Raw genomic sequence first — 14951 nt, forward strand, 5'->3', positions numbered from 1 at the left:
GCGCTCCGCCCCGGTGAAATCTGGTAAATGGGTCAATCTCACAGTTTTTAATTATAGCTCTTCCGCTCGCATCTTGTCAATACGTACGAAAGATTTTTGAAAATTTCAGAGGAACTCACAAACCCGGTCAGACGGTCTGCATGTCGTCGCTCAGAGACCCGATGAAATCGTAGTCGCTGCGGTCGACGTGTCCCTCTGCGGTGTTCATCACCTCGAGCTCGTCGTAATCGACCGTGCCCGTGCCCGCCGGCACCAGCTTGCCGATGATGACGTTCTCCTTGAGGCCCTGGAGCTTGTCGACCTTGCCCTTGATGGCCGCCTCGGTCAGCACGCGGGTCGTCTCCTGGAAGGAGGCCGCCGACATGAAGCTCTCGGTGGCGAGCGACGCCTTGGTGATGCCCAGCAGCACCGGGATGCCGGTGGCGTGGCGGCATTCGCAGCCCTCCTCCGCGCACCGCGCGTCGAGTTCCGCGTTGATGCGGGCAAGCTCGGTCTTGTCGATGTTCGAGCCGGTGATCAGCGCGGTGTCGCCGCCGTCGTCGATCTTCACCTTGCGCATCATCTGGCGGACGATGACCTCGATGTGCTTGTCGTTGATGTCGACGCCCTGCGTCCGGTAGGTGCGCTGGACCTCCTTGATCAGGTAGTCCTGCACCGCCAGGTGCCCGGAGACCGTGAGGATCTCGTTGGGCTCGACCGCGCCTTCGGTGATCTGCTCGCCCTTCACGACCCGGTCGCCCTCCGACACGCGCAGGGTGGAGCCGTAGACGATCTGCCGCTCGAACCGCTCGCCGTCGTCGGCGGTGACGACGACGAAGTCGCCGCCCTTCTGGTCCTTCTCGAACGAGACGACGCCGTCGAGGTGGGAGATGACCGCGCTGTTCTTCGGCTTGCGGGCCTCGAACAGCTCCTCGACGCGCGGAAGGCCCTGGGTGATGTCCGCCGCCGACGCGATGCCGCCCGTGTGGAAGGTACGCATCGTCAGCTGGGTGCCCGGCTCGCCGATCGACTGCGCCGCGATAATGCCGACCGCCTCGCCCACGCCGACCGGCTGGCCGTTCGCGAGGTTGGCGCCGTAGCATTTGGCGCAGACGCCGATCTTCGCCTCGCAGTTGAGGGGGGTGCGGATCTTCACCTCGGTGAAGCCCGCGTCGCGGATGCGCCGGGCGTCCGCCTCGGTCATCATGCGGTCGCGGGTGACGAGCACCTCGCCCGTCCTGGGATCGACGAGGTCGTCGGCCACGTAGCGGCCGATCAGGCGCTCGCACATATCCTCGATGACGCGGCCGCTGTCGACGATGTCGCAGACGACGATGCCCTCGTGGGTGCCGCAGTCGTGCTCGCGGATGATGACGTCCTGCGAGACGTCGACGAGGCGGCGGGTCAGGTAGCCCGAGTCCGCGGTGCGCAGCGCCGTGTCGGCCAGGCCCTTGCGGGCGCCTCGGGAGGAGTTGAAGTATTCCAGGATGTTCAGGCCCTCGCGGTAGTTCGCCTTGATCGGGATTTCGATCGCGCGCCCGGAGGTGTTGGCGATCAGGCCGCGCATACCGGCGAGCTGGCGGATCTGGTCCATCGAGCCGCGGGCGCCCGAGTCCGCCATCATGAAGATGGGGTTGCGCTCGTCGAAGGTCTTCTGGAGCGCGTCCTTGACCTTCGCGGAGCACTCGTTCCACGTCGAGACGACCCGCTCGTAACGCACGTCGTCCGAAATGAAGCCGCGGTCGTACTGGCGCTTGATCGCGTCGACCTTCTTATCCGCCTCGGCGATGTACTGCGCCTTCTCGGGCGGGATGACCGCGTCGGAGACCGAAACGGTGATCGCGCCCTTGGTGGAGTACTTGAAGCCCTGCGCCTTGATGCGGTCGAGCATCTCGGAGGTCTTGGCGGTGCCGTAGGTGTGGATGCAGCGGTCGATGATCTTCCCGAGCTCCTTCTTGCGGACGAGGAAGCCGATCTCGAGGTCGAAGACGTGGTCCGGATCGGTGCGGTCGACGTAGCCGAGGTCCTGCGGGATGGGGTCGTTGAAGATGATGCGGCCGACCGTCGTGTCGACGATGTGGGAGATGCGCTCGTCGCCCACCTGCTTGGTGATGCGCACCCTGATCGGCGCGTGCAGGCCGACGACGCCCGCCTGGTAGGCCATGGTGGCCTCGTTGAAGTCGCGGAAGACCTTGCCCGCGCCCGGCTCGTCGTCGCGCACCATCGTCAGGTAGTAGGAGCCGAGCACCATGTCCTGGGTCGGGACGGTGACGGGCTTGCCGTCGGAGGGCTTGAGGAGGTTGTTGGCGGCGAGCATGAGGAAGCGAGCCTCCGCCTGCGCCTCCGCCGAAAGCGGGACGTGCACGGCCATCTGGTCGCCGTCGAAGTCGGCGTTGTAGGCGGTGCAGACGAGCGGGTGGAGCTTGAGCGCGCGGCCCTCGACGAGGACCGGCTCGAACGCCTGGATGCCCAGGCGGTGGAGGGTCGGGGCGCGGTTGAGGAGCACGGGGTGGTCCTTGATGACCACCTCCAGCGCGTCCCACACGTCCTTGACGGTGGCGCGCTCGACCATCTTGCGGGCGTTTTTGATGTTGGTGGCGACCTTGAGGTCGACCAGCCGCTTCATGACGAAGGGCTTGAAGAGCTCGAGCGCCATCTCCTTGGGCAGGCCGCACTGGTACATCCGCAGCTCCGGCCCGACGACGATGACCGAACGGCCCGAATAGTCGACGCGCTTGCCGAGGAGGTTCTGGCGGAAACGGCCCTGTTTGCCCTTGAGCATGTCGGAGAGGGATTTGAGCGGGCGGTTGTTCGGCCCGGTGACGGGACGGCCGCGGCGGCCGTTGTCGATGAGCGCGTCGACCGCCTCCTGGAGCATCCGCTTCTCGTTGCGCACGATGATGTCGGGCGCGCCGAGCTCGAGCAGCTTCTTCAGGCGGTTGTTGCGGTTGATGACGCGGCGGTAGAGGTCGTTTAAGTCGCTCGTCGCGAAGCGGCCGCCGTCGAGCTGGACCATCGGGCGGATGTCGGGCGGGATCACGGGGATCACGTCGAGGATCATCCACTCGGGGCGGTTGTGGCTCTGGCGGAACGCCTCGACCACCTCGAGGCGCTTTAAGAGCTTGACGCGCTTCTGGCCGGCGGCGGTCTCGAGCTCGGTCTTGAGCTCGTCGGAGAGCTGGTCGAGGTCGATCTCGGCGAGCAGCTCCTTGATCGCCTCCGCGCCCATGCCGGCGCGGAAATCGTCCTCGTAGGCCTCCTTGAGGTCGCGGTATTCCTTCTCGGAGAGGAGCGTGTACTTCTTGAGGTTCGTGATGCCGGGGTCGATCACCACGTAGGACGCGAAGTAGAGCACCTTCTCGAGCAGGCGGGGGGACATGTTTAAGAGGAGCCCCATGCGGGAGCTGGTCCCCTTGAAATACCAGATGTGGCTGACGGGCGCGGCCAGCTCGATGTGGCCCATGCGCTCGCGGCGGACCTTGGCGCGGGTGACCTCGACGCCGCAGCGCTCGCACACCTTGCCCTTATAGCGGATGCGCTTGTAGCGCCCGCAGTAACACTCCCAGTCCTTGGTCGGTCCAAAGATCTTTTCGCAGAAAAGGCCTTCCCGTTCCGGCTTGAGGGTGCGGTAATTGATGGTTTCGGGCTTCTTGACCTCGCCCCACGACCACTCGCGGATCAGTTCGGGCGACGCCAGTCCGATTTTTATCGATTCAAAAACGTTGAATTCCAAATGCGAACCCCTCTCTTCTAATCAGTGTGGACACGCCGGTGATTCTGTTATGCGCGTCTCAGAAACTGTCGTCCTCACTCGCGATGCCGTCCAGGCCGAGCGCCTCGATCGGGTCGAAGCTCTCTTCGAGGTCCGCGTCCCCCAGGTCCACATCGAGCAGGTCGATGTCTCCCTCGGGTTCGCCCTCCGTGTCCGGATGCTCGATGTCGAAGCCGTCCTCGAATTCGGAGGCCACTTCGACGCCGTCCATCAGCGAGTCATCCACAGGGGTCAGCCCCATATTTTCGTCGTCGTCGAACGTCTGCTTGAGGTCGATCTCCTGATCGTCCTTATCCAGCACGCGCACGTCCAGGCCGAGCGACTGGAGTTCCTTGATGAGCACCTTGAACGATTCCGGGATGCCCGGCTTCGGCACGTTCTTGCCCTTGACGATCGCCTCGAAGGTCTTGACGCGGCCGACCACGTCGTCCGACTTGACCGTCAGGATCTCCTGCAGGGTGTAGGCGGCGCCGTAGGCCTCCAGCGCCCACACCTCCATCTCGCCGAAGCGCTGGCCGCCGAACTGCGCCTTGCCGCCCAGCGGCTGCTGGGTCACGAGGCTGTAGGGGCCGGTGGAGCGGGCGTGGATCTTGTCGTCGACCAGGTGATGGAGCTTGAGGTAGTACATATAGCCGACGGTGACCGGATGGTCGAACAGCTCGCCCGTGCGCCCGTCGTGCAGCCAGGTCTTGCCGTCCCGCGGCAGCCCCGCCTGCTCGAGGCAGTCGGCGATGTCGTTCTCGTTCGCGCCGTCGAAGACGGGGGTCATGACCTTCCAGCCAAGCTCGGCCGCCGCGCGCCCGAGATGGACCTCGAGCACCTGCCCGATGTTCATGCGGCTCGGGACGCCCAGGGGATTCAAGACGATGTCGAGCGGGCGGCCGTCCGGCAGGTAGGGCATATCCTCCTGCGGCAGCACCCGGGAGACGACGCCCTTGTTGCCGTGGCGTCCGGCCATCTTGTCGCCGACCGAGATCTTTCTCTTCTGGGCGATGTAGCAGCGGACCACCATGTTGACGCCCGGCGAGAGCTCGTCGCAGTTTTCGCGGGTGAAGACCTTCACGTCCACGATGATGCCGTATTCGCCGTGCGGCACGCGCAGGGAGGTGTCGCGCACCTCGCGCGCCTTCTCGCCGAAGATCGCGCGCAGCAGGCGCTCCTCCGCGTTGAGCTCGGTCTCGCCCTTGGGCGTGACCTTGCCCACGAGGATGTCGCCGGCGCGCACCTCGGCGCCCACGCGGATGATGCCGCGTTCGTCGAGCTCCTTGAGCGCGTCGTCGCCGACGTTGGGGATGTCGCGGGTGATCTCCTCGGGTCCCAGCTTGGTGTCGCGGGACTCGATCTCATATTCCTCGATGTGGATCGAGGTGTAGATATCGTCCTTGACGAGGCGCTCGTTGATGAGCACCGCGTCCTCGTAGTTGTAGCCCTCCCAGGTCATGAAGCCGACGAGCATGTTGCGCCCGAGGCTGATCTCGCCGCCCGCGGTGGACGGGCCGTCCGCGATGACCTGGCCGACCTCGATTTGCTCCCCCTTCGCGACGATGGGGCGCTGGTTGATGCATGTCCCCTGGTTGGAACGCATAAACTTAATCAGATGGTAGGGATGGCGCTCGCCGTCGCTGTCGCGGATGACGACCTCGTTGGCCGACACCGCGTCCACGACGCCCGCGTGCTTGGAGACGACCGCGACGCCCGAGTCGACGGCGGATTTGTACTCCATGCCCGTCGCCACGATGGGCGCCTCCGGCACGAGCAGAGGCACCGCCTGGCGCTGCATGTTCGCGCCCATCAGCGCGCGGTTGGCGTCGTCGTTCTCGAGGAAGGGGATCATCGCCGTCGCGACCGAGACGACCATCTTCGGCGAGACGTCCATATAGTCGACCTTCTCGCGCTCGCAGACCATGACCGCGTCGCGGTAGCGGACGCTGACCTTCTCGTTGGCGAACTTGTGGTCGTCGGTGAGCGGCTCGTTGGCCTGCGCCACGATATACATATCCTCGATGTCGGCGGTCATATACTCGACCTCGTCGAGCACCACGCCCGTCTCCTTGTCGACGCGGCGGTAGGGCGCCTCGATGAAGCCGTATTCGTTGATCTTCGCGAAGGTCGCGAGGTAAGAGATCAGTCCGATGTTCGGGCCCTCAGGGGTCTCGATCGGGCACATGCGGCCGTAGTGGCTGTAGTGCACGTCGCGGACCTCGAATCCAGCGCGGTCACGGGAGAGGCCGCCGGGTCCGAGCGCCGACAGGCGGCGCTTGTGGGTGAGCTCCGCGAGGGGGTTGGTCTGGTCCATGAACTGGGAGAGCGGCGAGGAGCCGAAGAACTCCTTGATCGAGGCTACGACCGGGCGGATGTTGATAAGCGCCTGCGGGGTCACGACGTCCATGTCCTGCGCCTGGGTCGCCATCCGCTCGCGGATGACGCGCTCCATGCGGGAAAAGCCGATGCGGAACTGGTTCTGGAGCAGCTCGCCGACCGAGCGGATGCGGCGGTTGCCGAGGTGGTCGATGTCGTCCACCGTACCGATGGCGTGGCCGAGCCCGCACAGGTAGTTGATCGAGGCGAAGATGTCGTCCTTGATGATGTGCTTGGGGATGAGCTCGTCGCGGCGGGAGGCGATCGCCTCCCGGAGGGCGTCCTCCCCCTCGCTCTGCTCGAGGATCTCGCGCAGCACGGCAAAGCGTACCTTCTCGTTGATGCCGAGAGGCGCGCAGTCGAAGGACACGAAGTCCTTGATGTCGACCATGCCGTTGGAGATGACCTTGAGCTCGCGGTCCTCGCCGAGGCTCAGGTAGACGGTGTCCGCGCCGCTGCGGCCGATCCGCTCGGCCAGCTCGCGGGAGATCACCGCGCCGGCGTCCGCGATCAGCTCGCCGGTCATCGGGTCCGCCACCGGGCGCGAGAGGGTGTTGCCCAAAATACGCGGCGGCAGGGACAGCTTTTTGTTATACTTGTAGCGGCCGACCTTGGACAGGTCGTACCGGCGGGGATCGAAGAAGAGCGCGTCGATGTGGCTCTGGGCCGAATCGACCGTCGGCGGCTCGCCGGGGCGCAGCTTGCGGTAGACCTCGAGCAGCGCCTCCTCGGTGTTGGCGGTGGGGTCCTTCTCAAGCGTCGCCATCACCCGTTCGTCGTCGCCGAAGAACTCGATGATCTGCTCGTTGGAGCCCAGGCCGAGCGCGCGGATGAAGGTGGTCACCGGCAGCTTGCGGTTTTTGTCGATGCGGACGTAGAAGACATCGTTGGAGTCGGTCTCATATTCCAGCCACGCGCCGCGGTTGGGGATGACGGTGGCGCTGTAGAGCTCTTTGCCGCTCTTGTCGTGCGCCGCGCCGTAGTAGACGCCCGGCGAACGGACCAGCTGCGAAACGATGACGCGTTCCGCGCCGTTGATGATGAAGGTGCCGCTCTCCGTCATCAGCGGGAAATCGCCCATGAAAATATCCTGCTCTTTGACCTCGCCGGTCTCCTTGTTGAGCAGGCTCGCGCGCACACGCAGGGGAGCCGCATAGGTCGCGTCGCGCTCCTTGCACTCCTCGATGGTGTACTTCGGCTTGTCGTCCAGACGATAGTCGATGAAATCGAGCACCAGGTTGTCCTGATAATCGGTAATCGGCGAGACGTCCTTGAACACCTCTTTGAGCCCCTCGTCAAGGAACCACTGGTAGGAGTTCTTCTGCACCTCGATCAGGTTCGGCATCTGCAGAACCTCGTCGATGTGCGCGAAACTCATACGAGTCGTTTTGCCCTGCGTTACTGGCTTGACATTCACCATAGGCTTTGCTCACTCCATTCTTCTGATTTACGCCCCGGAAAATTTTTTTGCGACCCGGGACGCACGATCCGCCGCGCCCGGCACCGGCGCCAGAGATATCTATCCACAATGTTGTGCAAAACAGACAGGATTTTAAAGAATCTCCCGTAAATTTTGCAGATCACTATTGCCAAATCTGTCGAAACGTGCTATAATTTTTTTAAATCTCCGCAGAAATAGCCATTTTGATACAGTATATTAGTTTACCACATCCGGTCAATCCTGTCAAGAAAAACCGTATGCTCCAATCCGACAAAAAACCGGCCCGATTGGGCCGGTTTTTTTGATGATCCGGCACCGCGGCCGGAAAAACGCTTACCCTCCCCCGTTTTATGACTGAAAACAGCCGCCCTCCGGGCGGCTGTTTTCGATTAGAGCAGGTTGTAGAGGAGCGGCACGAGCACCGGCACGAGCGCCGTGAGCACCACGCCCGAGATCACCGCGATCAGCGCCGTCTCGTCGTCGGTCGCCCGCGCGATCACCGGCAGGGTGGTGTCCATCGCGGTCGCGCCCGACGGCGCGACCGCCGCGTAGCGCCCGAAATGCCGCGCCACGAAGGGGATCATCAAAAAGGCCATCAGCTCCCGCAGGACGTTGGTCATGAACGCGACCGTCCCGAGCTGCGCGCCGCCGAGCCCCCGCAGGATGACCGCCGACACGCTGTAGAAGCCGAACCCGGAGGAGACGGCCGCGCTCTCGTTGACCGGCATGCCGAGGAAAAAGCCGAGCAGCAGCCCGCCCGCGATCGAGCCGACCGCCACCCCGAAAGGGATGACGAGGATGCGCACGTTGTATTCGCGGATCTTGCGGAAGACCGTCTTGTTGGTGCCCACCTCGATGCCGACCGAAAGGAGCAGCAGCATGAGCGCGTAGGACATGAGCCTGTCCATCACCGGGACCGCCTCGGGCGGAAAGAGGAAGTACCCGCACAGGATGCCGAGCAGAAGGCTGCCGAGCGCGAAGAGGATCATTCCGCATCCCCCTTTTTCCGCACCTGCCGCGGCAGGGTGATCCGGGAGAGTATGTAGACCAGCAGCACCGAGCCCGCGATCGTCACCGCCGCGAAAAGAAAGGCGCGCACGCCCGCCGTGCGCAGGTCGGTGAGGAAGGTGGGGCTGCCCGCCATCGACGCGCCCATTGAAAAGAGGGTGAGCGCGATGCCCGCCGTCTGAAGCCATCCGTTGAGCCGGAGCCACCTGAGCGGGAAAATCGTCACGCCGATGATAATGCCGACCGCGAAGTAGACGATCAGCGAAAAGGGACCTAAGAAGTCAAACAAACGAACCATCCTGACTGTTGGAAAATCTGCCGCTCTCCGGCGGCCGGGAGGCCGCCGCCCGCGACTGCGGACGGCGGGAACGGGGCCCGCTATTTCGCGGCGATATACGCCCGGAAGGCGCGGTAGGTCTGGTAGACGTCCTGCTTGGAGACGACCTCGAAGGGGGCGTGCATCGAGAGCACCGGCACGCCCACGTCGACCACGTCGACGTTGAGCGCCGCGATATACATCGCGACGGTGCCGCCGCCGCCCAGATCGACCTTGCCGAGCTCGCCCGTCTGCCAGACGACCTTCGCGTCGTCGAGCAGGTTGCGGATCTCGGCCATGAACTCGGCGGACGCCTGGCTCGTGCCGCTCTTGCCGCGCGCGCCGGTGTACTGGGTCACGACGACGCCCTGGTTGAGGTAGGCGCAGTTGCGCTTTTCCAGCGTGTCGCCGAAGGTCGGATCGTAGGCGGCGTTCACGTCCGCCGACAGGCAGGTGGATTTCGAGAGCACCTCGCGGCCCGAAAGCCCGTGCATCCCGGCGAGGTCCTTGATGAAGTACTTGAGGTAGTTGGAGTTGAGGCCGGTGTTGCCGTCCGAGCCGGTCTCCTCCTTGTCGGTGAAGACGGTGACGGTCGTATACGCGGGGTTTTCGGCCTCGAGCTCGGCCATCAGCGAGGTGTAGGCGCAGACGCGGTCGTCGTGGCCGTAGGAGCCGACCATCGAGCGGTCGAGCCCGACGTCGCGGGCCTTAAACTGCGGCACCGCGGTCAGTTCGGCGGAGAGGAAATCCTCCTCGACGACGCCGTACTTCTCGTTGAGCAGGCGGATGATGTTGAGCTTGACCTTCTCGCTCACCTTGTCGTCCTTGAAGGGGCGGCAGCCGACGAGCACGTTGAGCTCCTCCCCCTTGAGCCCCTCGGCGAGGGTGCGCTTCATCTGCTCCTGCGCGAGGTGGGGCAGCAGGTCGGTCACGGTGAAGACGGGGTCGTCCTCGGACTCGCCGATCGCGCAGGTGATCGTCTCGCCGTTCTTCTTGACGATGACGCCGTGCAGCGCCAGCGGGATCGCGCCCCACTGGTACTTTTTGATGCCGCCGTAGTAGTGGGTCTTGAAGAGGGCGAGCTGCGCCTCCTCATAGAGCGGGTTGGGCTTGAGGTCGAGGCGGGGGGAATCGATGTGGCTGGCCATGATGCGCACCCCGTCGGACATCGGGCGGGTGCCGATCGTCGAGAGGATGACCGCCTTGCCGCGGTTGTTGTAGTAGACCCGGTCGCCCGGCAGATAGACCTCCTTGGGGTCGAAGGGCTTGTAGCCCGCCGCCTGCGCCCTGGCCACGATGTAGGTGACCGCCTCGCGCTCGGTCTTGCAGGCGTCGAGGAACTGCTTGTAGGGCTCGCAGAACGCCTGCGCCGCCGCTTCCTCCCCGTCGGTCGCGGTCAGCCCGATGTTCCTGCGGTTGATGCAGAGCTTCTCCTGCAGCAGCTCGCCCGCGGTCCTGTTCTCTTTATCCATAGCTGTAAAACCTCCTGTAGTGTGATTTCTATTGCCGCCGCAAAAACCGGCCGCCGGGCGCGGAACGCGCGGCGGCTGTTCTTACAGATCATAGAGTCTCCGGTAGACCTCCATCGTCTTTTTCACCTTCGCCACATAGGCGCGGGTGTCGTCGAAGGGGATGTCGGTGATGTGCTCGCCGTCGGGCGCGTGGGCGGGGTCGCCCAGCCACTGCTTGGCGCTGCCCCAGCCCGCGTGGTAGGCGCAGAGGACGTTTTCCACCGTGCCGAACTCGTCGAGCAGGATGCGCAGCATCGACGTGCCGTATTCGATGTTGGTCGCCGGGTCGAAGCAGTCCTCCCCCTTCGGGGCTTCGCCGCCCCCCTTGCGCATCTGCACCCAGTCGAACGCGTCGGGCATGAGCTGCATGAGCCCCTGCGCGCCCACATTTGACCGCGCCCTCGGGTCGAAGCCGCTCTCGGTGCGCACCACCGCGTAGACGAGCGCGCGGTCAAGGTCCTTCTCCTCGCAGGCCGCGTCGATCAGCTCGGTGTATTTCATCGGGTAGGCGCCATGGTAGTAGCGGTCGAAGCCGTATTTCGCGAGACCTGCCGCCCCCCACACCGCCAGCAGGAGCAGCAGCAGTTCAAAGCCCAGTTTGACAGCGCGTCTGATGTCCGCTCCCCTCCGTTCATTCGTCCGTCCCGGTCAGCTCCTCAAAGCCGCCGTCGTCGGGGTCCTCCCCGCCGTCCGCCTCCGTCTCCGTGCCGGATCCGTCCGCGGGCACGGCCTCCGGTTCCGCGGCGCGCGCCCGGCGCCCCGCGCCGTCCGCCGCCAGCCTTTCCAGGCGGGCATAGAGCTCTGAAAAGGCGAGGCGCAGCTCGTCTTGGTCCCCGTCATTGGTCAGTATATCGTCCGCGCGCGAGGTATAGAACCCGTCGCGGTTCTGGGCGTTCACGCGGCGCTCGGCCGCCTCCTCGGTCATCGCGTCCCGCGCGATGATGCGGCGCAGGCGGACCTCCCGGTCGGCGGTCACCGCCACGATCCAGTCGCATTTTTTATCGAGCCCCGACTCGAAAAGGGTCGGCGCGTCGAGCAGCAGCATCGGCGCGCCCGACGCGCTGATCTCCTCTATTTTACGCATGATCGCCGCGATAATGTATGGATAGGTGATCTCATTGAGGCGTTTTAATTTGGCGCGGTCGGAAAAGCAGATCTCCGCCAGCTTTTCCCGGTTGAGGGTCGCGTCGGGGTGGATGACCTCGGTGGAGAACTCGAGCACGAGGTCCATCAGGCACGCCCGGCTGTGCTCCATCGTCTCCCGCGCCACCGCGTCCGCGTTGATGACCGGCACGCCGCGCCCGGCGAACATCCCGCTCAGAGTGGATTTGCCCGCGCCCGTCTGCCCCGTCAGGCCGATGATCATGGTATTCTGACTTTTCAAAACGTTTCCCGCCTTCCCTATAGTAGAACCTCGTCGAACCCGGCCGCGCGCAGCAGCCGGTTGTACACAGCCTGTCCAATTCCTTCGTCGTCAGATACCCTGGTGTATACGAGCGTCAGCCCGTCGCGGTCGACCTCCCGCAGCGCGTCGAACAGCCGGTGCGCCTGGGATGAGGGGTCGCTTTCCGCGCCGTAGGTAATACATTTTTGTGTGAAGTGTTTTTCCTCCCCCTCGAAGCAGAGGATGCCGAACGCGTGCTTCTGCGCCGCGATGAACCGTTTGAACTGCCCGAGGCTCCCGCGCACGAGCACGACCCGCGCCTTGGGGGAATAGTGCCTGTACTTCATGCCGGGCGAGGCGACCTTTCGGTCGTCGGGCAGGTGCTCGAAGACGCCCGGGTCGTATTCGATGTCCGGCAGCACCTCCCGCAGCATTTCAAGCGTCACCGCGCCGGGGCGGAGCACCCGCGGCGGGTCGGTGCACAGCGTGAGCACGGTCGATTCCACCCCCACGTCGCACTCCCCGCCGTCGACGATCGCGTCCACCCGCCCGGTCAAATCGTCGACGCAGTGCCGCGCGCAGGTGGGGCTGGGCGAGCCGGAAAGGTTCGCCGACGGCGCCGCGAGCGGGACCCCCGCGCGGCGGATAAGCTCCCGCGCGACCGGGTGGGCGGGCATGCGGACCGCCACCGTGTCGAGCCCGCCCGACGTCTCCTTCGGCACGCGGCCGGATTTCGGCAGGATGACCGTCATCGGCCCCGGCCAGAACCGCCCGGCGAGCCGTTCGAGCGCGGCGGGCAGCTCGCGAACGAGCGGCGCGACCTCCTCCAGCGAGGAGACGTGCACGATGAGCGGGTTGTCGCTCGGGCGGCCCTTGGCCGCGTAGATCGCCTTCGCGGCGGCGGGGTCGAGGGCGTTTGCCGCAAGCCCGTAGACCGTCTCGGTCGGGATGGCGACGAGCTTCCCCTGCCTCAGCAGCGCGGCCGCCTCGTCGAGCGCCGCGGAATCGCGGCTGATATCGGTGATTTTCAGAAGTTTTGTCTGCAAGGTTTCATCTCCAAAATCGGTTCATTCCTCCTGCGCGGCCTGCAGCTTCTGCGCCTGATCGTGGGTCATCAGCGCGTCGAGCAGCTCGTCGAGCGCGCCGTCGAGGATCGCGTCGAGCTTGTAGAGGGTCAGCCCGATGCGGTGGTCGGTCACCCGGCCCTGCGGATAGTTGTAGGTGCGGATGCGCTCCGAACGGTCCCCCGTGCCCACCTGCGAGCGGCGCTCGGAGGCGATCTGGTCGTTCTGCTCCCGCACCTTCTGGTCCAGCAGGCGGGAGCGCAGGACCTTGAGCGCCTTGTCCTTATTCTTATACTGGCTGCGCTCGTCCTGGCACTCGACCACCATGCCGGTGGGCAGGTGGGTCACGCGGATGGCCGAGGAGGTCTTGTTGACGTGCTGGCCGCCCGCGCCCGACGAACGGAACACGTCGATCTGCAAATCCCTGGGGTCGAGCTCGAAGTCGACCTCCTCCGCCTCGGGCAGCACCGCGACGGTCACCGTCGAGGTGTGGATGCGCCCCTGCGTCTCCGTCTCGGGCACCCGCTGCACCCGGTGGACGCCGCTTTCATATTTGAGGCGGGAGTAGGCGCCCTCGCCGCTGATCGAAAAACTGATCTCCTTAAAGCCGCCCAGCTCGGTCTCGTTGGCGCCGAGCACCTCGCACTGCCAGCCGCGCGACTCCGCGTACATCGTATACATGCGGTAGAGCACCCCCGCGAAGAGGGCCGCCTCCTCGCCGCCCGCGCCGCCGCGGATCTCCACTATGACGTTCTTGTCGTCGTTCGGGTCGCGCGGCAGCAGCAGGATTTTCAGCTCCTGCGACGCGGACTCGATCACCTCGCGGTTCTCGTCGTACTGCTCCTGCGCGAGCGCGCGCATCTCGGGGTCGAGGCCCCCCTCGTCGAGCATCTCCTTCGCCTCGTCAAAGGCCTCTTTGGCGGATTTGTATTCGCGGTATTTTTCAACGACCGGCTCCAGCCGCCGGTATTCCTTCATCAGCTCGGTATACCGCGCCGGGTCGCTCGTCACGTTCGGTTCCATCAGGCGCATCCCGAGCTCCTCGAAGCGCGCCGCCACCGTATCCAGTTTGTCAAACATGCCGTTCCCTCCTGTGTGTTTCTCTTTTCAGCGGATGGGAAAGGCAGCTACAAATGCCGGATTTTGAGTTCCTCCCGCCCGAGCTCGGTTTCGCCGCGCAAAACCTTTTTGATGTTCTTTTCCACCTTGGCGCGCGGCACCATCACCTCGCGCCCGCAGCCGACGCAGCGGATGCGGAAATCCATCCCCACACGGCCCACCGTGAAGCGGTTTTCCCCGCAGGGGTGCGGTTTTTTCATGATGAGCACATCGCCGATCTGGATATCCATTCTACCCGCCTCCCGACACGTTTCCTTGGAATACTACAATCTATTATTATACAGAAGAACTATTTCTAACGCAAGGCGCGAGTTGTGAATTTTCCTTTTTTCCGCCCACGGGCGGAGGAGTATGTCGGTGGCCGGCCGACGGCTGTTTCAGGTTTGCCGCTCAGCGAGCGGCACAGTTTGTCGGTGGTTGACCGACGGCGGCCTTAGATCAGCCGCTCATGAAGCGACAGAGTCGCCGGGTCCCGCCCCGGCAGGCGGCCCCATTTCTTGTACGGACAAGAAATGGGGGAAAGAAGCCGCAGGGGGCCAGGCCCCCTTGACCCCCACGCCGCCTCCGGTTGGCCTGCGGCCAAAGTCGGCGGCGCCCTGTCACGGATGAGCGAACGAGCCTACAGCATCCCGCCAGCCGCCGCGCCGCGGGCGCAATGCCTCTGCCGGAGAGTCTCCGGAACCGTACCGGGAGTGCGCTTGGGGGAGGCACGGCCGCTTTTGCGTGGCGCGCAGCGCCCACAGGGAGGCGGAAAACTGCGCGGCTTCGCCGCGCATGCGCGCAGGGCGCGCGAACGCCCGGAACGGGCGTTGTTTTCCGTCGCGGATCTTGGCGAGCCTTCCGGTGTGCGTTGTTGGGAGCGCCCGCAACCTGAATTGTGCCCACAGCTGGTGTACCCGTGGGGAGCGGCGGTAGTTTGCGGGTTATGGCAAGGTACTCCCGGGGGATACCGCTTAAAGTTCCGGCCCGCAGGGCCGGGTCCGCGTAGCGGACTCAAGC

Annotated in this window: 10 protein-coding genes; all 10 read right to left on the bottom strand. The window is 64.7% G+C overall.

Annotation, left to right across the window (positions count from 1 at the left end; all coding sequences use genetic code 11):
* Positions 1–127: 127 nt before the first annotated feature.
* The 10 genes from rpoC to ACZO3G_RS09610 all read right to left on the bottom strand — a co-directional run bounded on the left by rpoC (position 128) and on the right by ACZO3G_RS09610 (position 14182).
* Positions 128–3712: a DNA-directed RNA polymerase subunit beta' gene (gene rpoC, locus ACZO3G_RS09565; RefSeq protein ID WP_101549290.1), complete on the bottom strand. Its 3585-nt coding sequence runs from the start codon at positions 3710–3712 to the stop codon at positions 128–130.
* Between the two features lie 58 nt (positions 3713–3770).
* Positions 3771–7529: a DNA-directed RNA polymerase subunit beta gene (gene rpoB / locus ACZO3G_RS09570; protein ID WP_101549288.1), complete on the bottom strand. Its 3759-nt coding sequence runs from the start codon at positions 7527–7529 to the stop codon at positions 3771–3773.
* 410 nt (positions 7530–7939) lie between these two features.
* Positions 7940–8539 (bottom strand): LysO family transporter, encoded by a 600-nt coding sequence (locus tag ACZO3G_RS09575; RefSeq protein ID WP_101549286.1) that lies wholly within the window; start codon positions 8537–8539, stop codon positions 7940–7942.
* A complete protein-coding gene (locus ACZO3G_RS09580) occupies positions 8536–8847 on the bottom strand; it encodes a LysO family transporter (protein ID WP_276872897.1) in 312 nt (103 codons plus the stop codon). Before ACZO3G_RS09580 ends, ACZO3G_RS09575 begins: the two co-directional genes overlap by 4 nt.
* Before the next feature lie 89 nt (positions 8848–8936).
* Positions 8937–10346 (bottom strand): aminopeptidase, encoded by a 1410-nt coding sequence (locus ACZO3G_RS09585; RefSeq protein WP_276872899.1) that lies wholly within the window; start codon positions 10344–10346, stop codon positions 8937–8939.
* A gap of 81 nt (positions 10347–10427) precedes the next feature.
* The gene (locus ACZO3G_RS09590) at positions 10428–10886 is read right to left on the bottom strand and encodes a lytic transglycosylase domain-containing protein (RefSeq protein WP_277138700.1); all 459 of its coding nucleotides are present in this window, start codon (positions 10884–10886) and stop codon (positions 10428–10430) included.
* 130 nt (positions 10887–11016) lie between these two features.
* Positions 11017–11769: a dephospho-CoA kinase gene (coaE, locus tag ACZO3G_RS09595; RefSeq protein WP_276872903.1), complete on the bottom strand. Its 753-nt coding sequence runs from the start codon at positions 11767–11769 to the stop codon at positions 11017–11019.
* 17 nt (positions 11770–11786) lie between these two features.
* Positions 11787–12815 (bottom strand): L-threonylcarbamoyladenylate synthase, encoded by a 1029-nt coding sequence (locus ACZO3G_RS09600; RefSeq protein ID WP_276872905.1) that lies wholly within the window; start codon positions 12813–12815, stop codon positions 11787–11789.
* Positions 12816–12836: 21 nt separating this feature from the next.
* On the bottom strand, positions 12837–13913 hold the full coding sequence (gene prfA / locus ACZO3G_RS09605) for a peptide chain release factor 1 (protein WP_276872907.1): 1077 nt from the start codon (positions 13911–13913) through the stop codon (positions 12837–12839).
* Positions 13914–13960: 47 nt separating this feature from the next.
* Positions 13961–14182 carry a DUF951 domain-containing protein gene (locus ACZO3G_RS09610; protein WP_101549272.1) on the bottom strand — a complete coding sequence of 74 codons (222 nt, stop codon included), beginning with the start codon at positions 14180–14182 and terminating at the stop codon, positions 13961–13963.
* Between the last annotated feature and the right edge of the window lie 769 nt (positions 14183–14951).

Source organism: Anaerotruncus sp. (assembly GCF_057433415.1).